This is a genomic window from Chimaeribacter californicus (genome assembly GCF_002858675.1).
In the GTDB taxonomy this organism is placed as follows: Bacteria; Pseudomonadota; Gammaproteobacteria; order Enterobacterales; family Enterobacteriaceae; genus Chimaeribacter; species Chimaeribacter californicus.
This window is the reverse complement of record NZ_PJZF01000032.1, coordinates 1-24315: the sequence shown is the minus strand read 5'-3', so window position 1 is coordinate 24315 and position 24315 is coordinate 1. Positions and strand designations below refer to the sequence as shown.

Annotated in this window: 18 protein-coding genes; 15 read left to right on the top strand and 3 right to left on the bottom strand. The window is 59.3% G+C overall.

All coding sequences use genetic code 11. The features are described 5' to 3' along the window. Positions 1 to 486 precede the first annotated feature (486 nt). Positions 487 to 1839: a 2-hydroxycarboxylate transporter family protein gene (locus tag CYR55_RS22115; RefSeq protein WP_101818477.1), complete on the bottom strand. Its 1353-nt coding sequence runs from the start codon at positions 1837 to 1839 to the stop codon at positions 487 to 489. Between the two features lie 245 nt (positions 1840 to 2084). On the opposite strand from CYR55_RS22115, the gene CYR55_RS22110 reads away from it, so the two are divergent. The 10 genes from CYR55_RS22110 to emrB all read left to right on the top strand — a co-directional run bounded on the left by CYR55_RS22110 (position 2085) and on the right by emrB (position 15233). Next, entirely contained in the window at positions 2085 to 3701 is a 1617-nt protein-coding gene (locus tag CYR55_RS22110) for an ATP-binding protein (protein WP_101818476.1), read from the top strand. 13 nt (positions 3702 to 3714) lie between these two features. After that, entirely contained in the window at positions 3715 to 4452 is a 738-nt protein-coding gene (locus CYR55_RS22105) for a response regulator (protein ID WP_241522205.1), read from the top strand. A gap of 413 nt (positions 4453 to 4865) precedes the next feature. Continuing rightward, on the top strand, positions 4866 to 6068 hold the full coding sequence (gene proV / locus CYR55_RS22100) for a glycine betaine/L-proline ABC transporter ATP-binding protein ProV (RefSeq protein ID WP_101818475.1): 1203 nt from the start codon (positions 4866 to 4868) through the stop codon (positions 6066 to 6068). Next, the gene (gene proW, locus CYR55_RS22095) at positions 6061 to 7230 is read left to right on the top strand and encodes a glycine betaine/L-proline ABC transporter permease ProW (RefSeq protein WP_101818474.1); all 1170 of its coding nucleotides are present in this window, start codon (positions 6061 to 6063) and stop codon (positions 7228 to 7230) included. Before proV ends, proW begins: the two co-directional genes overlap by 8 nt. 59 nt (positions 7231 to 7289) lie before the next feature. Beyond that, complete coding sequence (gene proX, locus CYR55_RS22090; RefSeq protein ID WP_101818473.1) at positions 7290 to 8285, top strand: glycine betaine/L-proline ABC transporter substrate-binding protein ProX; 996 nt, start codon at positions 7290 to 7292, stop codon at positions 8283 to 8285. Between the two features lie 771 nt (positions 8286 to 9056). Continuing rightward, the gene (gene hiuH, locus CYR55_RS22085; RefSeq protein WP_101818472.1) at positions 9057 to 9467 is read left to right on the top strand and encodes a hydroxyisourate hydrolase; all 411 of its coding nucleotides are present in this window, start codon (positions 9057 to 9059) and stop codon (positions 9465 to 9467) included. Positions 9468 to 9942: 475 nt separating this feature from the next. After that, on the top strand, positions 9943 to 11121 hold the full coding sequence (locus tag CYR55_RS22080; protein ID WP_101818471.1) for an MFS transporter: 1179 nt from the start codon (positions 9943 to 9945) through the stop codon (positions 11119 to 11121). 626 nt (positions 11122 to 11747) lie between these two features. After that, a complete protein-coding gene (gene mprA / locus CYR55_RS22075) occupies positions 11748 to 12272 on the top strand; it encodes a transcriptional repressor MprA (protein WP_101818470.1) in 525 nt (174 codons plus the stop codon). Between the two features lie 232 nt (positions 12273 to 12504). Next, positions 12505 to 13677, top strand: coding sequence for a multidrug efflux MFS transporter periplasmic adaptor subunit EmrA (gene emrA, locus CYR55_RS22070; RefSeq protein ID WP_101818469.1), 1173 nt, complete (start codon positions 12505 to 12507; stop codon positions 13675 to 13677). Between the two features lie 17 nt (positions 13678 to 13694). After that, complete coding sequence (gene emrB / locus CYR55_RS22065; protein WP_101818468.1) at positions 13695 to 15233, top strand: multidrug efflux MFS transporter permease subunit EmrB; 1539 nt, start codon at positions 13695 to 13697, stop codon at positions 15231 to 15233. 158 nt (positions 15234 to 15391) lie between these two features. Here the strand turns inward: emrB and CYR55_RS22060 are convergent, their stop codons facing one another. Continuing rightward, a complete protein-coding gene (locus tag CYR55_RS22060) occupies positions 15392 to 16585 on the bottom strand; it encodes a tRNA/rRNA methyltransferase (protein WP_101818467.1) in 1194 nt (397 codons plus the stop codon). Between the two features lie 236 nt (positions 16586 to 16821). On the opposite strand from CYR55_RS22060, the gene trxC reads away from it, so the two are divergent. From trxC to CYR55_RS22035, 5 genes are all read left to right on the top strand, one after another. Beyond that, the gene (gene trxC / locus CYR55_RS22055; RefSeq protein ID WP_101818466.1) at positions 16822 to 17250 is read left to right on the top strand and encodes a thioredoxin TrxC; all 429 of its coding nucleotides are present in this window, start codon (positions 16822 to 16824) and stop codon (positions 17248 to 17250) included. A gap of 146 nt (positions 17251 to 17396) precedes the next feature. Then, positions 17397 to 18080: a tRNA-uridine aminocarboxypropyltransferase gene (locus CYR55_RS22050; protein WP_101818465.1), complete on the top strand. Its 684-nt coding sequence runs from the start codon at positions 17397 to 17399 to the stop codon at positions 18078 to 18080. Positions 18081 to 18134: 54 nt separating this feature from the next. Beyond that, positions 18135 to 20801: a bifunctional acetate--CoA ligase family protein/GNAT family N-acetyltransferase gene (locus CYR55_RS22045; RefSeq protein ID WP_101818464.1), complete on the top strand. Its 2667-nt coding sequence runs from the start codon at positions 18135 to 18137 to the stop codon at positions 20799 to 20801. A gap of 127 nt (positions 20802 to 20928) precedes the next feature. Then, on the top strand, positions 20929 to 22284 hold the full coding sequence (gene pssA, locus CYR55_RS22040) for a CDP-diacylglycerol--serine O-phosphatidyltransferase (RefSeq protein WP_101818463.1): 1356 nt from the start codon (positions 20929 to 20931) through the stop codon (positions 22282 to 22284). A 44-nt stretch (positions 22285 to 22328) separates the two neighbouring features. Further along, positions 22329 to 22664 carry a YfiM family lipoprotein gene (locus tag CYR55_RS22035; RefSeq protein WP_101818462.1) on the top strand — a complete coding sequence of 112 codons (336 nt, stop codon included), beginning with the start codon at positions 22329 to 22331 and terminating at the stop codon, positions 22662 to 22664. Here CYR55_RS22035 and CYR55_RS22030 read toward each other — a convergent pair. Continuing rightward, positions 22661 to 23959 carry an MFS family transporter gene (locus tag CYR55_RS22030; RefSeq protein WP_101818461.1) on the bottom strand — a complete coding sequence of 433 codons (1299 nt, stop codon included), beginning with the start codon at positions 23957 to 23959 and terminating at the stop codon, positions 22661 to 22663. The two genes, CYR55_RS22035 and CYR55_RS22030, sit on opposite strands and share 4 nt — an antisense overlap. Positions 23960 to 24315 lie beyond the last annotated feature (356 nt).

Sequence of the window (24315 nt, the reverse complement as noted above, 5' to 3'; positions counted from 1 at the left end):
CCTGAAAACGGAGTGGCTGCCGCCGAAGGGATACGCGAATGATGAAGAGGCAGAGCAGGATGTGAGACTTTATCTGACAGGTTATTACAACCGGATAAGGCCCCATCGCAGTAACGGGGGGCTATCGCCCATCGAGAAAGAAAGGCAGAAAATAAAACCGCTGAACGTGTCCTAAATAACTGGACCACTACACTGCGGCGGCCCGATAAGCCCGGAGGCGGAGTGAGGGGAGCCGCGAGAGCGGCCAATGATTCAGCCAGGGCACCGAAAGTGCGCGGGTGCAGGGCGAGCGCACTGGCGCGCCCTGCTCGGTTGAGCCTCAGAGGGACAGGCAGACAAATACACATGAACAACCGAAACTTTCCACCATACATGAACAACCGAAACTTTCCACCGTACATGAACAACCGAAACCTTCCACCGTACATGAGCAACCGAAACATCCACCTCACCTGCCTAAATAGCCTTGCTGCTAAAGCCGACCGCTCAGGTCAAAAAATGCCCCAACACCATTAACCCCACCGACACATTAATCGCCCCGCCGATCCGCGTGGCAATCTGCGCAAACGGCATCAGCGCCATGCGGTTACCCGCCGTAAGAATCGCCACATCACCGGTGCCGCCCTGCCCGCTCTGGCAACAGGAGACGATCGCCACGTCAACCGGGTGCATGCCGATCTTCTTGCCCACCAGAAAACCGGTGCCCACCAGCGCACTGACGGTACAGACAATCACCATCAGGTTCGGGATGGTGAAGGCGTTCACCAGCTCCTGCCAGGGCGTAATCGCCACCCCCACCGCAAACAGAATCGGGTACGTCACCGCGCTGCGGAAAAACTTATACACCATCTGTGACCCCTGCTGGATGCGCGGCGACACGCCGTTCGCCAGCTTCACCGCCACCGCTGCAAACAGCATCCCGACCGGGGCCGGCAGGCCAATCAAACGGTGGCCGAGCATCCCGACCATATAGAGCAGCACCGCCAGCAGTGCGCCGCACGCCAGCGCGTTGACGTCCGGCCGCCCCGCGTCTTCAGTCATCGCCGCCATGCGCCCACGGCGGCTCGGCATCAGGGTGCCTTCGCCGGTCAGGTGCGGGTAGCGTTTACCCAGCTGGTTCAGCGTCCCGGCCAGCACGATCGCCGTCAGGCTGCCGAGCATTACAATCGGCAGGATGCGCCCCAGCGCCACGCCCTGATCCATATGCAGGATCGCGGCATAGCCGATGGAGAGCGGGATCGCCCCCTCCCCTACCCCGCCGGCCATGATCGGCAGAATCAGGAAGAAGAAGGTCTGGAATGGATCCAGCCCCAGCGCGAACCCGGCCGCCATGCCCACCACCATCCCCACCAGCTCACCGCACAGCATCGGCACAAAAATACGCAGGAAGCCCTGGATCAGCACTTCGCGGTTCATGCTCATGATGCTGCCGACAATAATGCAGCAGATGTAGAGATAGAGAATGTCGGTGGATTTATAGAAACTGATGGTCGAGTTCACCACCACTTCCGGCAGCAGGCCGTAATGCACCAGCGCCGACGGGATAAAGGTGGCGCAGATCGCCGCTGCCCCCAGTTTTCCCACCAGCGGCAGCCGTTTGCCGAACTCCCCACAGGCAAAGCCGAAAAAGGCCAGGGTGGCAACCATTACCACGATGTCGCTCGGCAATTTGCCCGCCAGGCAGTCGATCAGGATCAGTGCCCCGGCCAGCAGAAACAGGGGCAACGGGATGATGCCGATTTTGTAGGTGTCCATGATATGCCACCACTTTTCACGGCGGGTCATCTGGGTGGCGTTTTTCTCTTTCAGCGCCAGGTAGGCATCATCGCTCGTGCTCATCGGTTTCCCCTTTTTGTCATTGTCGGGAAAGGATAGGGAAAGCGCCCCCCGCCCGGTTGTGAGGGTGTTCAAAATTAAATCGGTGGGTTAATGGGGATAATGGTTTCTATGGTGTTAATGCAACTTTTTTCAGCATCCTTGCAGGGTTTGTGGCGGTTTGCCGTGCGGCAGCAAAAAGGGGATAACGCCGGCCTCTTGTTAATGGTAGGTTAACCAAATGTCTCAATCCGCAAATTCTGGCCTGCATGATCGCTGACAAGCCCACACTCTCCTTCCAGATCAGGCTGTTCCTCAGTCTGGTAGTGTTCTCCTGCCTGCTGCTCGGGCTGGTGGCCTATTACCTTTACCATACACTTGATCAACAACTGCACCGTGACCTCGGTGCGCGGGCCGAGGTGCAGGCGCGGGAGATTGCGCAGATCCCCCCGGTGATCGACGCACTCCAGCGGCACGACGCCGCCGCGCTGCGGCAGATGGGTGACCGGCTGCGGGCGCAGAGTGACGCCAGTTATCTGGTGTTCGGCGATCGCCAGGGGATACACCTCTACCACTCAGAGCACCCGGAGCGCGTGGGTACGCCGATGATCGGCGGTGATAACCGCGACGTGTTACAGGGGCAGACGACAATTACCGTGCGCCAGGGCGGCATCGGGCTGTCGCTGCGCAGCAAGGCCCCGGTGCGGGACGCGCAGGGCACGGTGATCGGCATTGTATCGGTGGGCTATCTGGCGTCACATATCGCGCAGCTCAACGCCCGGCAGGTGTCGCAGATTGTCGGGTTTGTGGCGCTGCTGCTGCTGGCGCTGTTTCTTTTCTCCTGGTCTTTCTCACGGCGGCTGAAGCGGCAGATGTTCTGGCTGGAGCCGGAGCAGATCGGCCAGCTGGTACGGCGGCAAACGGCGCTGCTGGCCGCCCTTTATGAAGGGGTGATCGCCCTCGACCCGGCGCGGCGCATCATTGCCATCAATCAGGCGGCGCGCGATATGCTGGCGATCCCGCTGCCGGAAAGCGCGCTGATCGGCCAGCCGGTCGGGGAGGTTCTCCACGCGGTGCCGGATTTTTTCCACGCCAGTGACGCGGAGAACCGCCATGACGCGATCTGCCGTTTCAACCAGCGGCAGGTGATCGCCAACCGGGTCACGATGCACGAAGGTGGGGAGCCGCAGGGCTGGGTGATCAGTTTCCGCGATAAAAACGACATCAACACCCTGAGCAGCCAGCTCAGCCAGGTGACGCGCTACGCCGACAGCCTGCGCATTATGCGCCATGAGCAACTGAACTGGACGGCCACGCTGGCCGGGATGCTGCACATGAAACGCTATGATGAGGCGGTGCGCTATATCGAGGCGCAGTCTGCCGGGTCGCAGGCGCTGCTGGATTTCCTGTCGGCGCGCTTCCCCTCCCCTGCCCTGTGCGGCCTGCTGCTGGGCAAATTTGCCGCCGCCCACGAAAAGGGCATTCTGCTGACCTTCGACCCGGCCTGCCGGCTGCATCAGCCGCTGACCCGGATCGGTGAAAGCGAGCTGATGTCGATCCTCGGCAACCTGCTGGATAACGCCATGGACGCAAGCCTGGCTGCCACCCCGCCCGGCCGCGAAGTGACGCTCTACCTGACTGACAGCCATGACGAGCTGGTGATTGAAGTCGGCGACCAGGGCAGCGGCATTGACCCGGCGTTGCGCACGTCGCTGTTTGAGGCGGGTGTCACCAGCAAACCGGAAGGCGATCACGGCATCGGCCTCTATCTGGTGTCGCGCTATGTGGCGCAGGCGGGTGGCCTGATCGAAGTGGCCGACAACAGCCCGCGCGGCACGCTGTTTTCCCTGTTTATTCCTAATCCGCCACCGGTGGCGATAACCTGAAGAGAAACCGTTGATGGACGACCCTGACCTGATGGATACCCTCAGCCCGGCCGGTTTTGCGCCGCTGGATGTGGTGATCGTGGAGGATGAGCCGGCGCTGGCGCGGCTCCATGCGGACTTTATTGAGCAGAATTTTGCCCTGCGGGTTGCGGGCATCGCGGCCACGCTGGCCGAGGCGCGGCGGCTGATTGCCGCACATCGCCCGTGCCTGCTGCTGCTGGACAATTTCCTGCCGGATGGCCAGGGCATTGCGCTGGTAGAGAATTCACTGCTGAAGAACAGCGAGTGCTCGGTGATTTTCATCACCGCCGCCAGCGATATGCACACCTGTAGCCAGGCGATCCGCGCCGGGGCGTTTGATTACCTGATTAAGCCTATTTCCTACAAACGGCTGCGCAACTCGCTGGAGCGGTTTATGCAGTTTATCCATACCCAGCGCAGTTTTAAGGTGCTCGACCAGAGCAACGTCGATGCGCTCTATAATTTGCAGGCGCGCCGCCCGGCGGACGAGGCCGGGGCCAAAGGGATTGAGCCAAATACGCTGGCGCTGGTGAAAGGGCTGTTTACCGCCCGGCCGGATGTCGCCTGGTCCGTGGATGAGGTGGTGGCGCAGAGCGGCATCAGCAAAACCACCGCACGCCGTTATCTGGAGTTTTGTGTGGAAACCGGTTTTGTGCAGATTGAAATGCAGTACGGCAAAATCGGCCATCCGCGCCGTTTGTACCGGAAAACGCCTGACGGGGCCGGATAATATGCGCGGCGCAAACAGTGATATATTCTGTCTGCGCCGTTTTCAGCGCCCTGTTTCATGCAAAATGCGGGCATTATTTGCCGGGAAATAGGCCGCGCACGTCAGAAAAAATAAATTTGTCAACCTTTGCCCCTCAGCCGTTGTTATTCCTGCCTCTGCCGGCATTTTGCCCGGCGAAAATTCAGTAATCCGCCACCGGAAATTCACGGGAAATAGCGCCTATTGCTGCTACAGAATAATCGTCTGTTGGCGCGCCTCATCTATTTCCCGCCGGGTATTCAGGGTTGTCAGAGATTCTTATTGTGCTAGGGTATAGGGCGTTAAAATTCTGGGGCAGGCACGCTTTTTTACGGCACAGGTGATATTTTCCGCCCCTATTCCCTATTTCCACCAGTGAGGGAACCTCATATCGCATGGCAATTAAACTCGAAGTAAAAAATCTTTATAAGGTATTTGGCGAACACCCGGAACGGGCGTTTAAAATGATTGAAGCGGGCAAAACCAAGGAGCAGATATTTGAGAAAACCGGGCTGACACTGGGCGTCAAAAACGCCAGTCTGGCCATTGAAGAAGGCGAGATCTTTGTCATTATGGGCCTCTCCGGCTCCGGCAAATCGACCATGGTGCGCCTTCTCAATCGTCTGATAGAACCCACCCGCGGCGAAGTGCTGATTGACGGCGAAGATATTGCCAAAATATCGGACAGCGCCCTGCGTACTGTACGCCGGAATAAGATCAGCATGGTATTTCAATCTTTCGCGCTGATGCCGCACCTGACGGTGCTGAATAATACCGCTTTCGGCATGGAATTAGCCGGTGTACCGGCGGCGGAACGCAATGAAAAAGCGCTGGATGCGTTACGCCAGGTGGGGCTGGAAAAATATGCCCACTCCTACCCGGATGAACTCTCCGGCGGCATGCGCCAGCGTGTCGGCCTGGCGCGGGCAATGGCCAATAACCCTGATATTTTATTGATGGATGAAGCCTTCTCGGCGCTCGACCCGTTAATCCGTACTGAGATGCAGGATGAGCTGGTGAAATTACAGGCCCGCCATCAGCGCACCATTGTCTTTATTTCCCACGATCTGGACGAGGCGATGCGTATTGGCGATCGCATTGCGATTATGCAGGGCGGCGTGGTGGTGCAGGTCGGTACCCCGGATGAGATCCTGAATAATCCGGCCAACGATTATGTGCGCACCTTCTTCCGTGGTGTGGACATCAGCAACGTGTTCAGCGCCAAAGATATTGCCCGCCGCCGGGCCGTGACGCTGATCCGCAAGACCCCCGGCTTCGGCCCGCGTTCTGCGCTGAAACTGCTGGAAGATGAAGACCGTGATTACGGCTATGTACTGGAGCGCGGCCAGCGCTTTGTCGGCGTGGTGTCGTCTGACTCCCTGAAGCAGGCGCTGAAAGCCAACCTGCCGCTGGAGAGCGCCCTGCTCACCGACCCGGCCCCGGTGCCGGCGGAGATGCCGCTCAGCGAGCTGATCTCCACGGTGGCGGCGGCCCCGTGCGCGGTGCCGGTCATCGCGGACGATAACCAGTACGTCGGTATTATTTCCAAAGCCATGCTGTTGCAGGCACTCGACAAGGAGGGCAACGCCAATGCGTAATGCACCCCATCAGGACATCACCCAATTCGCCCAGGCCGCGCAGGACACCAGTGACCCGTGGGCGACGGCCGATGCCGCCTCGCAGGCCGCCGATCAGCCGCTGGACGCCAGCATCGACCCGTGGTCGGCGGATAACGCCGCCGGCGGCCATGCCGCTGCGGCACCGGCTGACAGCGCCCATCAGGCGGCAGCATCCGGCACTGACTGGCTGAACGCCGGGACGCAGGCCGCGCCGGAGCACTTTTCGCTGATGGACCCGTTCCATAAAACCTGGCTGCCGTTTGACCACTGGGTCACGGTGGCGATTGACTGGCTGGTGCTGCACTTCCGCCCGCTGTTCCAGGGCATCCGGGTGCCGGTGGACTTTATCCTCAGCCACTTCCAGCTGCTGTTGCAGGGGCTGCCCGCCCCGGTAGCGATTTTGATTTTCGCGCTGATTGCCTGGCAGTTCGCCAGCGTCGGCATGGGGGTCGCGACGCTGGTGTCGCTGGTGCTGATTGGCGCGATCGGCGCCTGGTCACAGGCGATGGTGACGCTGTCGCTGGTGCTGACCTCGCTGTTCTTCTGTGTGCTGATCGGCCTGCCGCTGGGGATTTTCCTGGCACGCAGCCCGCGCGCCTCGAAGATTATCCGCCCGATGCTGGATGCGATGCAGACCACTCCGGCGTTTGTCTACCTGGTGCCGATTGTGATGCTGTTCGGCATCGGTAACGTGCCCGGCGTGGTGGTGACGATTATCTTCGCCCTGCCGCCGGTGGTGCGGCTGACGATCCTCGGCATCAACCAGGTGCCGGCCGATCTGGTGGAAGCGGCGGAATCCTTTGGAGCCAGCCCGCGCCAGATGCTGTTCAAGGTGCAGTTGCCGCTGGCGATGCCGACCATTATGGCCGGGATTAACCAGACGCTGATGCTGGCGCTGTCGATGGTGGTGATCGCCTCGATGATCGCCGTCGGCGGGCTGGGCCAGATGGTGCTGCGCGGCATCGGCCGCCTCGACATGGGGCTGGCCTCCGTGGGCGGGCTGGGGATCGTGATCCTGGCGATCATTCTGGATCGCCTGACGCAATCCCTGGGGCGTGACCGCCGCAGCAAGGGCACCCGCCGCTGGTACACCACCGGCCCGGTGGGGCTGTTGACCCGTCCGTTTATCCGCACTGCCTGATCATTTCCCTCCCCGGCGGGCGTTCCCCGCCGGTAAAACCACACAATGAAGGAGAGCACATGAAACACAGCCGCCTGTGGGCCGCCGCCCTGAGCACCAGTATGCTGGCGTCCGGCGCGTTTGCCGCCGATTTGCCGGGTAAAGGCGTTACCGTCCAGCCGATTCAGAGCACCATCAGTGAAGAGACGTTCCAGACGTTGCTGGTCAATAAAGCGTTAGAGAAGCTGGGTTATGACGTGCAGGAGACGCGCGAGGTGGATTATAACGTCGCCTATACCTCGATTGCCGCCGGTGACGCGACCTTTACCGCGGTGAACTGGGCACCACTGCACGATGATATGTACCGCGCCGCCGGGGGCGATAAGGTGTTTTACCGTGAAGGTGCCTATGTGACCGGCGCGGCGCAGGGCTACCTGATTGACCGCAAAACCGCTGAGAAGTACCACATCACCAACGTTGAGCAGTTGAAAGACCCGAAGATTGCCAAACTGTTTGATGCCAACGGTAACGGCAAAGCTGACCTGACCGGCTGTACGCCGGGCTGGGGTTGCGAGGCGGCGCTGAACGCGCAGCTTAAGGCGTATGGCCTGAATGCCACCGTGGACAACAACCAGGGCAACTACGCGGCGATGATTGCCGACACCATCACCCGTTATAAGGAAGGCAAGCCGATCTTTTACTACACCTGGACGCCGTACTGGGTGAGTGACGTGCTGGTCCCGGGCCGTGACGTGATGTGGTTACAGGTACCGTTCTCCGTACTGCCGGGTGAGAAGAATGGCACGACTGAATTGCCGAACGGCAAGAATTACGGTTTCAAAGTGAACACCATGCACATTGTGGCCAACCGCGCCTGGGCGGAGAAGAACCCGGCCGCCGCCAGGTTGTTTGCCATTATGAAAGTGCCGCTGAAGGACATTAACGCGCAGAACTCCGCGATGCACGCCGGGCAAAGCTCGGAGGCTGACATTGAGCAGCAGGCGAATGGGTGGATTGCGGCGCACCAGGCGTTGTTTGATCAATGGGTGGCGGAGGCGGCGGCGGCCGCCAAATAGGCACTTTTTCTGAGGCCTTGTGGCTGCTGCCACCGCGGGTGAGGTGTTTCGATTGTTGGGGCGGTGGCTTGTTTCGGTTGCTCATGTGTCGTTGTCTACCCGGCTTCCTGAGCCTCAACCGAGCAGGGCGCGCCAGCGCGCTCGCCCTGCACCCGCGCGCTTTCGGTGCCCCGGCTGAATCATTGCCCGCTACCGCGGGTGACCCTCATTTCGCCTCCGGGCTAATCGGGCCGCCGCAGACACGCTCCCAGCGTGGCTGCGACTCTCGCGGGCATCCATGCCCGCTCACCCGGCCCTTCGGCTCCACTCAGCAATGATTTTTACGCCCCCACCACTTCTGCCAACCTTTAGGTATGTGAGGAAATAGTAGGGGTGGCTTTTTTGGGCAATGTGTTAACCCTGCTCTGCGGCTTCACTCGGCAATGATTTTTATGCCCCCACCAGACTGCCTATCTGTTTGTATGTAAGGAAACGGTAGGGGGAAATATTTTGGATATTCCGTGTACGCCTTCGCTCCACGGCTTCACTCGGCAATGATTTTTACGCCCCGCCACTTCTGCCAACCTTTAGGTATGTGAGGAAATAGTAGGAGGGGTTCCTTGTGTCCCTTCGCTCTGCGTATCCATCTTCTATACAGCATTCGCTATCCGCCCTAGCCTGGCGCCCCCATCCTGACATTCAGCCAATCTGACATTTTTGTCATGCTGGCGTCAGGTGTTTGACCTTAACTCCGCGTTATAACAGGGAAATATTCAAACAGGAGAATTCACTATGAAACATTATTTCAACGCGGCAGCCCTGGCGCTTGCCTTGGCGGCTTCTGCAACCGCGATGGCCGCAGAGCAGAATCTTTTGAGCGTACACGTGCTGAACCAGCAAACCGGTAAACCGGCCTCCAATGTGGAAGTGACGCTGGAGCAGAAACAGGAAGCTGGCTGGAAATTTTTAAATCAGGCCACGACCGACAAGGACGGACGCATCAAACACTTCTGGCCTGCGCAGCCTGCCGCCACGGGCGATTACCGCGTCGTGTTTAAAACCGGGCGCTATTTTAGCGAACAAAAACAGGAAAGCTTCTTCCCGGAGATCCCGGTGGAGTTCCATATCAGCAATACCGCCGAGCATTATCACGTGCCGCTGCTGCTTAGCCAGTATGGCTATTCCACCTATCGCGGTAGCTGATTGCGTTAAGAAATGGCAAATCCCCGCCTACTCTTTCCTTACATACTCAATGATTTGCAGTCTGGTGGGGGCGTAAAAATCATTGCCGAATGGAGCCGAAGGGCCGGGCGAGCACACACGACGTATGCGAGAGTCGCAGCCACGCCGGGAGCGTGTCTGCGGCGGCCCGATTAGCCCGTAGGCGAAATGAGAGGACACGCGAGAGCGTGCAATGATTCAGCCAACCCACTGAAAGCGCGCGGGTGCAGGGCGAGCGCGCTGGCGCGCCCTGCTCGGTTGAGGCTCGGAAAGCCGGGTAGACAACTGCACATGAACAACCGAAACATGCCACCTCACCAACAACCAAAACAATCCACCCCACCAACAACCGAAACCTTCCACCTCACCAACAATCAAAACATCCCCTTGTATGGCAATACAAATCTCTCCTCCTGAGTAATACTATCCCCCACCATTAATTAGCCACCTACCCATAATGACTGAACATAAAAAAGCCACCCTGACGCCGGCGCTGACCCTGCTGATGTCGGTCGCCACCGGGCTGGCAGTTGCCAGTAACTATTACGCCCAGCCGCTGCTGGAAACCATCGCGCATGCCTTTTCCCTGTCTGTGAATCAGGCCGGGTTTATCGTGACCGTCGCCCAGGTCAGCTACGCCTGCGGGCTGCTGTTTCTGGTGCCATTGGGGGATAAGTTCGAACGGCGCAGCATGATCGTGCTGATGATGCTGCTGGCCGGGGCCGGGATGCTGATCACCGCGTCTACCACCACGCTGTCACTGATGCTGGTCGGCACCGCCATGACCGGGCTGTTCTCCGTGGTCGCGCAGATTCTGGTGCCGCTGGCGGCCTCCATGGCCGAACCGCACCGGCGCGGCAAGGTGGTCGGCACCATCATGAGCGGCCTGTTGCTCGGCATTTTGCTGGCACGTACCGTGGCCGGGGCGCTGGCAACGTTTGGCGGCTGGCGTACCATTTATTGGGTGGCGAGTGTGCTGATGTTCATCATGGCCGCCGTAATGTGGCGCGTGCTGCCCCGCTCGAAGCAGCATACCGATCTCAATTATGCCCAGTTGATCGGCTCCATCTTCACCCTGTTTGTGCGTAACCCGCTGCTGCGTACCCGTGCGCTGATTGGCATGTTCTCTTTCGCCAACTTCAGCATTCTCTGGACGTCGATGGCCTTTCTGCTCGCCGGGCCACCCTTCCACTTCTCGGAAGGCACCATCGGGCTGTTCGGGCTGGCGGGCGCGGCCGGAGCGCTGGCCGCCGGGCGGGCCGGGCACCTGGCGGACAAAGGTTTCGCCAAACACTCCACCACCGCGGGTATCATTCTGCTGCTGCTCTCCTGGGGGGCTATTTACTACGGCCAGCACTCGGTGGCCTGGCTTATCGTCGGGATTCTGGTGCTGGATATGGCGGTTCAGGGCGTGCATATCACTAACCAGAGCGTGATTTACCGTACGATGCCGGAAGCGCGTAACCGCCTGACCGCCGGCTATATGACCAGTTACTTTATCGGCGGTGCCGCCGGCTCTTTGTTGTCAGCAAGTGCTTACCAACATGCAGGCTGGACGGGCGTGGTGGCAGTAGGGGCGGTGATTTCGTTGATAAACCTGGTGCACTGGGCGTTTAACCACCAGCATCGCGCCTGATTAGCATGCGAATAGTAAGGATCGCAATTTATTTCAGGCTTAGGGTATTAAGACTATTAACAGTCTGGTAATGTTTGGCTAATAAATTACTTTTAATGGCTGACGCGCATGTCAGCCATTAACCGGATGCAAAGCCAAGGCGTTACCGACACGCAAGCCCGCTTTCCTGGTCTCACCGACAGTTTGCCCGCCCTGATTGGTTCTCTGCCGGTGTCCTTTTCTCAGGTTCGCCGGCCTGCCCGCTGTCTCTGCTTTAACCCTTGCCGTGGATACCAAGGATGTAACCAATGAGCACTGAGGTCGTTATTTTTACGCTGGTGGTTGGCCTCGCCAACGCGCTGTTTCGCTATCTGCCGTTGCGCCCCAGGCCGGATCACTGTGCTGGCTGGCTGTACCGGCACCCTTCCTGTTTGTCTCCTGTCGTGCCGGGTCACCTGCGCGAGGGCGTTTCTCTGTGCCTGATACCCGCCGCGGTTTCTCCCCCTGGATGGCAGCATAGGCTGCCTTCAGCGGGCCGCTCATTGCAGCCAAGGGATACAAATAGTTAACAATTTCGCATAGCGTGGCGTTTACTTTGTTAATCACCATCGTTACTATACCGCCTGTAACTAATGAGGTTCCTCATAATGGACAGTTCGTTTACTCCAATTGAACAGATGCTTAATTTTCGTGCCAAACGGCAGAAAGATTTCCCTTACCAGGAGATCCTGTTGACACGTTTATGTATGCATATGCAAAGCAAACTGCTGGAAAACCGTAATAAAATGCTGAAAGCACAGGGGATTAATGAAACCCTGTTTATGGCGCTGATCACCCTGGATGCCCAGGAGAGCCACAGCATTCAGCCGTCTGAGCTTAGTTCCGCACTCGGTTCTTCCCGCACTAATGCCACCCGTATCGCCGATGAGCTGGAAAAGCGCGGCTGGATTGAGCGCCGGGAAAGTGATAACGATCGCCGTTGCCTGCACCTGCACATGACCCCGGCCGGGGAAGCCTTCCTGCGCCAGTTGCTGCCGCCGCAGCATAAAAGCCTGCACTTCCTCTGGTCGACCCTGACAGAAAGTGAACAGCAACAGCTGGAAGCCCTGACGCGCAAACTCCTGACGCGTCTTGACCAGATGGACATGGCTGAGCAAACTGCCACGGTGTAACCCGCCTGCCGGCACCATGCCGGTGGGGTGATGCAGGCGGTGTGGTGCATGAGGCGCCACCAGGCAGACCCCACCGGCACGGAACCTGATGATTTTTTACCGCCCCGATGCTCCGGCACCGGGGCGGTCTGCGTTACCCGCCATGGGTAGCCAGGGCAAGGATCGGACCTGTGCCGGCCATCACGGCCCGGCACGTAACATTATAATAAGTCAATAAAACGTGGAGAAAACCATGAGTGCAGATGCGGAGAGTCAACAACCGCAGCAACCTACCGCGAAGAAACGCTCCCGCAAACGGGCGCTGATTATTCTGGCCGCGATTTTCCTGGTTGTCGGGGTGGCGTACGCTGTTTATTGGTTCCTGGTGTCGCGCCATTATCAGGAGACGGATGATGCCTACGTGGCGGGTAACCAGGTGCAGATTATGGCCCAGGTTTCCGGCAGCGTGACGCGGGTTAACGTCGATAACACCGATTTCGTGCGTAAGGGCGATGTGCTGCTGACCCTCGACCCGACCGATGCCGAACAGGCGTTTGAACGCGCCAAAACGGAACTGGCCAGCAGCGTGCGCCAGACCCACCAGCTGATCATCAACAACAAGCAGTATCAGGCAACGATCGCGCTGCGCAAAACCGAGCTGAATCAGGCGGAAAGTGACTACCAGCGCCGTATCGTGCTGGGGGCTGCCAAGGCCATCGGCCGCGAGGAGCTGCAACACGCGCGTGACGCGGTAGACAGCGCCAAAGCGTCACTGGATGTTGCGCAACAGCAATATAACGCCAATCAGGCGATGATCCTCAACACCCCGCTGGCCCAGCAGCCGGCCATCCAACAGGCTGCTGCCCAGCTGCGTGATGCCTGGCTGGCCCTGCAACGTACCCGCGTGGTGGCCCCGATTGACGGGTACGTCTCGCGCCGCAGTGTGCAGGTGGGCGCGCAGATTGCCTCCGGCAGCGCGCTGATGGCAGTGGTGCCCTCCACCAACCTTTGGGTAGATGCCAACTTCAAAGAGACCCAGCTGGCGCAGATGCGCATCGGCCAGCCGGCCACCGTGGTCAGTGATATTTATGGCGATGAGGTGGTTTATCAGGGCAAAGTCGTGGGGCTGGACATGGGTACCGGCAGCGCCTTCTCCCTGCTGCCGGCGCAAAACGCCACCGGCAACTGGATTAAGGTTGTGCAGCGCCTGCCGGTGCGGATTGAGCTGGACGCGCAACAGATTGCCGCCCATCCGCTGCGCATTGGCCTCTCAACGCTGGTGAAAGTTGATACCCGCAATGCCGACGGGCTGGTGCTGGCGAAAACCGTGCGCCAGGGGCCGCTTTACCAGACCAATGCCCTGACGCTGGATCTGGCCCCGGTCAACCAGATGATTGCTGACATCATTCATGCGAATGGCGGCTGAACCCGGCGGAGGTAAGCGTGGCTAAAAAACCCCTTGAAGGCGCACCGCTCGCCTGGATGACCGTCGCGCTGGCGCTGGCGACCTTTATGCAGGTGCTGGACTCCACCATCGCCAACGTGGCGATCCCCACCATCGCCGGGAACCTGGGGGCGTCCAACTCCCAGGGCACCTGGGTGATCACCAGTTTCGGCGTGGCGAATGCGATTTCGATCCCGATCACCGGCTGGCTGGCGAAGCGGTTTGGTGAAGTGAAGCTGTTCCTCTGGTCAACGGTGATGTTTGCCGTGGCCTCCTGGCTGTGCGGTATGTCCAACAGCCTGGAGATGCTGATCTTCTTCCGCGTTATCCAGGGCATCGTGGCCGGGCCGCTGATCCCGCTGTCGCAGAGTTTACTGCTCAGTAACTACCCGCCTGCCAAGCGCGGGCTGGCGCTGTCGCTGTGGTCGATGACGGTGATCGTGGCCCCTATCTGCGGCCCGATCCTGGGCGGTTATATCAGCGATAATTACCACTGGGGCTGGATTTTCTTCATCAACGTACCGATCGGTATTGCAGTAGTGATGCTGACGCTGCAGACCCTGCGCGGCCGCGAGACCCGCACCGAGATCAAGCCGATTGATACCGTGGGGCTGGTGCTGCTGGTGGTGGGGATTGGTTGCCTGCAGGTGATGCTCGACCGCGGCAAAGAGCTGGACTGGTTCAGTTCGCGGGAGATCATCATCCTGACGGTGGTGGCGGTGGTGGCGCTGGCGTTCCTGATTGTCTGGGAGCTGACGGATGACCACCCGATTGTGGATCTGGCGCTGTTTAAGCAGCGTAATTTCACCATCGGCTGCCTCTGCATCAGCCTGGCCTATATGCTCTACTTCGGCGCGATTGTGCTGCTGCCGCAGCTGTTGCAGGAGGTGTACGGCTATACCGCCACCTGGGCGGGGCTGGCGTCTGCGCCGGTGGGCATTTTACCGGTGATCCTGTCGCCGATTATCGGCCGCTTCGCCCATAAGCTGGATATGCGGCGGCTGGTGACCTTCAGCTTCATTATGTATGCCGTCTGCTTCTACTGGCGCGCCTGGACGTTCGAGCCGGGCATGGATTTCGGCGCCTCGGCCTGGCCGCAGTTTATCCAGGGGTTTGCCGTGGCCTGCTTCTTCATGCCGCTGACCACCATCACCCTCTCCGGCCTGCCGCCGGAAAGGCTGGCGGCGGCCTCCAGCCTGTCGAACTTTATGCGGACGCTGGCCGGTTCCATCGGCACCTCGATCACCACCACGCTGTGGACCGATCGTGAGGCGATGCACCACGCGCAGCTCACCGAGTCGGTGAACCCGTTCAACCCGATGGCGCAACAGACCTACCAGCAACTGGAGCAGCTCGGCATGAGCCAGCAACAGGCGTCAGCCTATCTGGCGCAGGAGATCACCAATCAGGGGCTGATTATTTCGGCCAACGAAATCTTCTGGCTTTCGGCGGGGATCTTCATCCTGCTGTTGGCGCTGGTGTGGTTTGCCCGCCCGCCGTTCGGCTCCGGCCCCGGTGGCGGCGGTGGCGCGCACTGATCGGCAAACATAAAAAAACGGACGCTGGGGCGTCCGTTTACTGATCGGCAAACATAATAAAAAACGGACGCTAGGCGTCCGTTTACTGATTGGCAGACATAAAAAAACGGACGCTGGGCGTCCGTTTTTTTATTGGGGGGGAGGCGGCGCGGGGCGAATCAGCCCTGGTTCTGACGCCACCACTCACCGAGCAGGATGCCGGTAGCAACCGAGACGTTGAGGCTCTCAACGCGGCCGGTGCCGCCGATGGAGATGCTCAGGTCGCCCTGCTGCCAGGCGCTGTCCGAGAGGCCGTCACGCTCCTGGCCCAGCACCAGCACCATTTTGGCCGGCAGTGCCGCTTTCGACAGCGGGGTGCCTTTGTGGCTGGAGGTGGTGACGATGGTGTAACCCGCCTTGCGGAAGGTATCCAGCACGCTCAGGAAGTCATCGGCGTTGATCGCTTTCACATGCTCCGCGCCGCCTTCGGCCGTGCGTACTGCCGCGCCGGATTCCAGCTGCGCCGGGTCCTGCACCAGCAGGCCGTTGATGCCGAAGTGGGCACAGGTACGCATGATGCCGCCGAGATTGTGCGGGTTGCCGACATCTTCCAGCGCCAGTACGCAGTCAGTGGCCGGTGCCTGCTCCAGGTAGGTTTCCGCCGTCAGGCCCTGGCGTTTCTTGATCAGGAAACAGACGCCGCCGTGGTGCTCGGTGCCGGACGCTTTCGCCAGCTCATCCTCTTCCACCACGTGGTAGGCTTTGCGGTTGGCCGCCATCCAGCGCAGCGCTTCGCGGAAGCGCGGGGTAACGGACTGCACGAACCAGGCGCGCACAATGGCGTCCGGGCGGCTGGCAAACAGCGCCTGACAGGCGTTCTCACCGTAGACGCGGGTCTCTTCGGCGCGCTGGCGGCGCAGCTGTTCCGGGTCAATAAAGCTTTTGCCGGTGATGCCGCCGTGATCCGGCACGGCCTCTTCCGATGGGGCGCGTGACACGGTTTTCCACGGGGAGGTGTACGGGCCGTCATCACGATCGTCACGGGCCGGGCGGCGCGGGCGATTCGGGTCATTACGGCGGGTGTCATTGCGGGTGTCGCTGCCACGGGCATCGCTGCCGCGCGGGCCGCGTGAATCGCCTCCGCGAGGGCCGTTACCGCGTGCGTCGCCGCCACGTGGGCCGGTGCCGCGTGATTCGCTGCCGCCACGGGCATCGCTGCCGCGGCGGTCGTCACGGCGACCGTTTTCCGGGCGGCCGCTATCGCGCCCTTTACCGGCCGGACGGCGATCTTTGTTACGGTTATCGCCGTCATCTTCACTGCGGACGTACATCACTTTGACTTTGCCGCTTTTACCACTTAATGAATCGCTCATTCTCTTCTCCACCTACCAAACGCGCTGGGCGCGCAGATTACCTGATATGCGCCGGGTAAACCACACGCAATCGCTAAAAGCTAAAATCTATTGCATTCATTGAACAAATCGTTTTGTTCATGTCTCCGAAACTCTCCATACTGCTAACATTGCAGCAACATATTTGTGCGTCACCGGAGGTCTCCTGCCGCCTGACGCGACATGCTGACACCCGTTTCTCTGACTGAGGCTATTTTATGAATACCGTATGTGCATCCTGCCAGGCCACTAACCGCCTGCCTGAAGACCGCATTGATGACGGCGCTAAATGCGGCCGTTGTGGTCATCCCCTGTTTGACGGCGAAGTGACCCATGCCACCGCCGCCACGCTGGATAAACTGCTGCAAGACGATCTGCCGATAGTCATCGACTTCTGGGCCCCGTGGTGCGGGCCATGCCTGAACTTCGCCCCGGTGTTTGAAGAGGTGGCGCAACAGCGCGCCGGTAAAATGCGGTTTGTGAAAATTAACACCGAGCAGGAACAGGCGCTCAGCGCGCGTTTCCGCATCCGCAGTATCCCGACCATTATGGTGTTCCATAAGGGCGAAATGGTGGACATGTTGAGCGGCGCCATGCCGAAAGCCCCGTTTGACGGCTGGCTCGACGAAACCATTATGGCGAAATAAGCCGCACTTTACCCTTCAGTGTAATGCATGAATGGCGATCGGGCCTGATGCATCGCCCCGGTGCTGCCGGTTTAACGGTGGCACCGGCGGCACCGGTTGTTTAGAATAGCGCGCCTTACCTTCCCCTGACTGCGCCGGAATCCCCCATGCCAGACAACGCTGTTTTACGCCTGCGCCGCGAGCGCCTGGCCCGATCAACCCGCCCCTACCGCGCCCGCGGCTGCCGGGTTATCCGCTGCCAGTGCTGCCTGCTGCCGCAGGTGAATTGCCTGTGTGACACCATTGTGCCGCAACCGGCGCGCAGCCGTTTTTGTCTGGTGATGTTTGATACCGAAGCGCTGAAGCCGAGCAATACCGGGCGGCTGATCGCCGACATCCTGCCCGATACCCAGGCGTTTGTCTGGTCACGCACTGAGACCGACCCGGCGCTGCTGGCCGCGGTGGCAGACCCTACGCGCCAGGCCTATGTGGTGTTCCCGGATGCCTACGCTGAGCCAGGGCGGCAGGTGTTCACCCAGTTGCCGCCGGGCGGCAAGCCGCCGCTGTTCATCATGCTGGACGGCACCTGGACCGAAGCCAAAAAGATGTTCCGCAAAAGCCCCTACCTGAACGCGCTGCCGATGTTCTCACTGAATGTGGCCTCGACGTCGCGTTATCTGCTGCGCGAAGCCCAGCGGCCGGAGCAGCACTGCACCGCTGAAGTGGCCGCCGTGCTGCTGGAACAGGCGGGTGACGCAGCGGCAGCCACCGGGCTGGCGACCCATTTCCACACCTTCCGCGAGCGCTATCTGGCCGGAAAACCGCATCGCCCGGTTGAGGTCACAGCATAATTCCGCTATTGCGCGTAAAATCATCCACTCAGCCTATGTCAGAAGAGTGTGCAGATGAGCCAACGCGGATTAGAGGCGCTGTTACGGCCTAAATCGATCGCTGTTATCGGGGCGTCCAATAAACCGGGGCGCGCCGGAAACCTGATGATGCGTAACCTGCTGGAAGGGGGCTTCAGCGGGCCGGTGCTGCCGGTAACGCCCACCGGCCAGGCCGTTTGCGGCGTGCTGGCCTACGCTGATGTTGCCGGCCTGCCGGTGACGCCCGATCTGGCGGTGATCTGTACCCGGGCTGACCGTAATCTGGCATTGCTCGAGGCGCTGGGGCAAAAGGGCTGCAAAACCGCCATTGTGCTTTCTTCCCACCCGGCGCAGTTTGCGGAACTGAAAGCCTGCGCCCAGCGTTTTTCTATGCGGCTGCTTGGCCCCAACAGCCTGGGGCTGCTGGCCCCCTGGCAACAACTGAATGCCAGCTTTTCACCGGTGCCGATCAAGAAAGGCAAGCTGGCGTTTATTTCGCAGTCCGCCGCGGTCGCCAATACCATTCTCGACTGGGCGCAACAGCGGGCGATGGGCTTCTCTTACTTCATTTCACTCGGCGACAGCCTCGACATCGATGTGGATGACCTGCTCGATTTCCTGGCGCGTGACGCCAAAACCAGCGCCATTCTGCTCTATCTCGAGCATGTCAGTGATGCGCGCCGGTTTCTTTCCGCCTCTCGCAGCGCCTCGCGCAATAAGCCGATTCTGGTGATCAAAAGTGGCCGCAGCCCGCAGGCGCAACAGCTGTTGCAGGGCCACCAGGGGCTGGACGCCGCCTATGATGCCGCCATCCAGCGCGCCGGGCTGCTGCGGGTGCAGGATACCCATGAGCTGTTTTCCGCCGTCGAAACCCTGAGCCACATGCACCCGCTGCGCGGTGAGCGGCTGCTGATTATCAGCAATGGGGCCGCCCCGGCGGCGATGGCGCTGGATGAGCTACTGCACCGCCACGGCAAACTGGCAACGTTCGAAACCGGGACGTTGCAGGCGCTGGCCGCCGCACTGCCGGACATTATCTCTCCCGGCAACCCGCTGGATCTGCGCGATGACGCAACGCCGGCACGCTATCAGGCGGCGCTGAGCGTGCTGCTCGACAGCCAGGATTACGATGCCTTGTTGCTGATCCATGCACCGAGCGCCGCAGCCCATGCCACCACCACCGCCGCGACCCTGATCGACACCGTGAAGCGCCACCCACGCGGCAAACGTATTACGCTGCTGACCAACTGGTGCGGTGAGCACTCCTCGCAGGAGGCGCGGCGGCTGTTTACCGATGCCGGAATTCCCACTTACCGTACGCCGGAAGGTGCAGTGACGGCCTTTATGCATATGGTGGAGTACCGGCGCAACCAGAAGCAGCTGCGGGAAACCCCTGCCCTGCCGGTGGCGCTGGCCACGGACAGCGCCCACGCCCACCAGCTGATCGATCAGGCGCTGGCAGAAGGCACGTTCCAGCTCGATACCCATGAGGTGCGCGCCATTTTGCAGGCGTATGGTTTGCATACCCTGCCAACCTGGATCGCCGGGGACAGCGCCGAGGCGGTACACATTGCCGGGCAGATTGGCTACCCGGTAGCGTTGAAACTGCGCTCACCGGATATTCCGCATAAGTCTGAGGTGCAGGGGGTGATGCTCTACCTGCGCACCGCTGCCGAAGTCCAACAGGCGGCGGATGCGATCCTTGACCGGGTACGGCGGGCGTTTCCACAGGCTCGGATTCAGGGGCTGCTGGTGCAGAGCATGGCTAACCGCGCCGGTGCGCAGGAGCTGCGCATTGTGGTGGAACAAGATCCGGTGTTCGGCCCGCTGATTATGCTGGGTGAAGGCGGTGTGACCTGGCGGCCGGAGGAACAGGCGGCCGTGGCGTTGCCGCCGCTGAATATGACACTGGCACGCTATCTGGTGATGCAGGCGGTAAAAGGCGGCAAAATCCGCGGCCGCAGCGCCCTGCGTGCGCTCGATATCCCGGCGCTCAGTGGGCTGCTGGTGCAGGTCTCTAACCTGATCCTCGACTGCCCGCAGATTACCCGGCTGGACATCCACCCGCTGCTGGTCTCCGGCAGCGACTTCAGTTTGCTTGATGTGTCGATGCAACTGGCGCCCTTCAGCGGTGACCCGCAGGCGCGGCTGGCGATCCGCCCTTACCCCCATGCGCTGGAAGAGCCGGTGACGTTGAAAAACGGCAGCCAGTGCCTGTTCCGGCCCATCCTGCCGGAAGATGAGCCTTTGCTGAAACACTTTATCAGCCAGGTCACCAGGGAAGATCTCTACTATCGCTACTTTAGCGAGATCAATGAGTTTACCCATGAAGATTTGGCGAATATGACCCAAATCGACTACGATCGGGAGATGGCATTTGTGGCGGTGCGGCCGGAGGGCGATGGCCAGGCCATTATTGGCGTAACCCGTGCCGTCTCTGATCCTGACAATATTGATGCCGAGTTTTCGGTGCTGGTGCGCTCTGACCTGAAGGGCCTTGGGTTGGGCGGGCGGTTGCTGGCCAAGATGATTGCGTACACCGCCGATCACGGTTTGAAACGCCTGACCGGGATTACGATGCCAAATAACCGCGGCATGATTGCACTGGCTAAAAAACGCGGTTTTCAGGTCGAAGTATTGCTGGAGGACGGCATCGTCAACCTGACATTGCCGCTCTCACCGTTACCTTCAGAATCACTATGATTCAGACGATTACCGGCAAAACCTGCGCACCTGCGGGTGACTAATGTTATTATCGGCCGGTTCAACAGGTTATTATTTTCGCCCGTGGCGCTCCCGCCATACTTAAAGAGAGAAGAAGCGCACTGTGATGTTGTCTAAATTTAAACGCAATAAACATCAACAACACCTTGCACACTTGCCCAAACTCCCCCAAACGGTAGATGCCCTCCGCACGCTTTATGCACCGGCGGACTTCCGTGTGGCGTTGCTGGACGCCATTGCTCAGGCAGAGCGCCGCATTTATCTGGTGGCGCTCTATCTGGAGAATGATGACGGCGGGCGCAGCGTGCTTGAGGCGCTGTATCACGCCAAGCAAGCCCGGCCGGAGCTGGAGATTGCGGTGCTGGTTGACTGGCACCGCGCGCAGCGTGGGCGTATCGGGGCGGCCGCCGGCCATACCAATGCCGACTGGTATTGCGATATGGCACAACAGCACCCTGATGCCGCCGTGCCGGTGTATGGCGTTCCGGTCAACACGCGCGAAGCGCTGGGCGTGCTGCACCTGAAAGGGTTCATTGTTGACGACCAGGTCATTTACAGCGGCGCAAGCCTGAATGATGTTTATCTGCATCAACATGAAAAATACCGTTACGACCGGTATCAGTTGATCCGCAATGCGCCGATGGCGGATGCGATGATCGCGTATATCAATACGCACCTGTTAACCGCAGAGGCGGTTTCCCGCCTCGATCGCAGCGATCGCCCGAAAAGCCCGGAAATCAAAAACGAAACGCGGATGTTCCGCCAGACGTTGCGCGGTGCCGGGTACAGTTTTCACGGCAGCGCCGGTAACGACCAGCTGGCAGTGACGCCCCTGGTCGGGCTGGGCAAGCAGAGCGTCCTGAATAAAACCATCTTCCATCTGATGGCCTGTGCCGATGACCGGCTGACACTCTGCACCCCCTATTTCAACCTGCCCGCGTTACTGGTGCGTAACCTGGTGGCGCTGCTGCGCCAGGGAAAACAGGTGGAGATTATCGTTGGGGATAAGACCGCCAACGATTTTTATATCCCGCAGGATCAGCCGTTTAAAATTATTGGTGCCCTGCCCTATCTGTATGAGATTAACCTGCGCCGCTTCCTCAGCCGCCTGCAACGCTTTATTGACAGCGGCCAGCTGATCGTACGTTTATGGAAAGATGGCGATAACAGCTATCACCTGAAAGGGATCTGGGTGGATGAAGAGTGGCAGCTGATTACCGGTAATAACCTCAACCCGCGTGCCTGGCGACTCGATCTGGAGAATGCAATCCTGATCCACGATCCGCATCAGCAGTTACATGAGCAACGCCGCACCGAGCTGGAGGCCATCCGCCAGCATACCCAGGTGGTGAACCACTATCTGGAGCTGGAGAGCATTCAGCAATATCCGGTGAAAGTGCGCAAACTGATCCGCCGCTTACGACGCATCCGGATTGACCGGCTGATTAGCCGCATCCTGTAGATCACTCACCCCGCGCTCAGGCCGGGGTTTTTTATAGGGGCTATATGGGGAAACTGTTATGCCGGGCCCTGGTGCTTTCCGCCCTGCTGAGTTGTGGCGGATGCAGCCATTATGCACAGGACAAGTGGACCGGACAGGATAAGGTTGAACACCTCATCGGCTCAGCCGCGCTTGCCGCCGCTGGCAGCGCCTATGCTGAACGCCAGCATGCCGGGCAAGCAGAGCGCCGTGATATCGGGCTGCTGTTTTCACTGAGCCTGGGCGTGGCAAAAGAGGGATATGACAGCCGCCCGGAAGGCAGCGGCTGGAGCTGGAAAGATCTGGGCTGGGATGTTGCCGGCGCGCTGGCCGGCTACACGCTTTATGAAGGCGCAAACTAGAGCTGAATCTCTTTCCCTTTACGATGCAGGCTGATTGACACCAGAAACGCCAATAACGCCATACCTGAGACGTACCAGAAAAAGGCGTTCTCAACGCCCCATGATTTCAACGACAACGCCACATACTCCGCCGACCCGCCAAACAGAGCATTCGCCACCGCATAAGAAAGCCCCACGCCCATCGCCCGCACTTCCGGTGGGAACATTTCCGCCTTGAGCAAGCCGCTGATAGAGGTGTAGAAAGAGACAATGGTCAGCGCCCCGACAATCAGCCCAAACGCCAGCCAGGGATTAGTCACATCCTTTAGCGTATAGAGAATCGGCACGGTCAGCAGCGTGGCCAGCCCGCTATAAATCAGCATAGAGTTGCGGCGGCCAATCTTATCGGACAATGCACCCACCACCGGTTGCAACAGCATGTAAACCAGTAGTGCCATGGTCATGATTGTGCTGGCGGTTTTCGCTTCGACGCCCGCGGTATTCACCAGATATTTCTGCATATAGGTCGTGAAGGTATAAAAGCTGAGCGATCCGCCGGCAGTAAACCCTAATACCATAAAGAATGCTTTGCGGTGCTTCCACAGCCCTTTGAGCGTACCGGCATCTTCATGTTGCCGGGTAGCCTGATCTGACGTTTCATTCAGCGACCGCCGCAGGAACAGGGCTACCACCGCCAACGCGGCCCCCAGGGCAAACGGAATTCTCCAACCCCAGGCTTTTAATTCTCCGGTACTGAAGATTTGTTGTAAAACCAACAGAACCAGTAAGGCGAGAAGCTGCCCGCCAATGAGCGTGACATATTGAAAAGAAGCATAAAAACCACGCCGCCCTTTTACCGCAACCTCGCTCATATAGGTAGCGCTGGTGCCGTATTCGCCGCCGACCGACAACCCCTGAAACAGCCTTGCCAGTAACAGTAAGGCGGGTGCCCAGGCACCTATAGCGGCATAGGTAGGAAGACAGGCAATCATTAGTGACCCGCCACACATCATACAGACCGAGATCAGCATGGATGTTTTACGCCCGTGCTTATCCGCGATCCGGCCAAATAACCAACCACCAATAGGCCGCATAAAAAAACCGGCCGCAAAAACACCGGCGGTTTGCAGTAATTGCGTGGTGCTGTTACCGGCAGGAAAGAAGGCTGCAGCAAAGTAAATTGAGCAGAATGAATAAATATAGAAATCAAACCATTCCACCAAATTGCCGGATGAGGCGCCTACAATCGCAAATACGCGCTTTTTCTTGTCTCCCTGAGCATCCCGCTCAGGAACGCTATGAGTAATCTCTGCCATTCTGTTCTCCATTATCTTTTAGCGATTGGATTTAACGAAAAAATCCAATTCGGCAAATATTAATAATGGAAATTTAACCAATTCATTAACAAGCAGGCTAATGAAATCAGGGTTTGCGGAGGTTTACTGCCCGTTTTGTGATAACAAATGGGATTTATGTGGTGTTAAGCCGTGGTAACAGGCGTCTTTCTGAACAGGGATCGCACGAAGGGTATGATGTTATGTTTCTAAAGCTACATTTTCTGCCAGATTTGCTGCATAGCAAAAAGGCCATCCTTACGGATGGCCTCGTGCTTGATTTGATGCCTGGCAGTTCCCTACTCTCGCATGGGGAGACCCCACACTACCATCGGCGC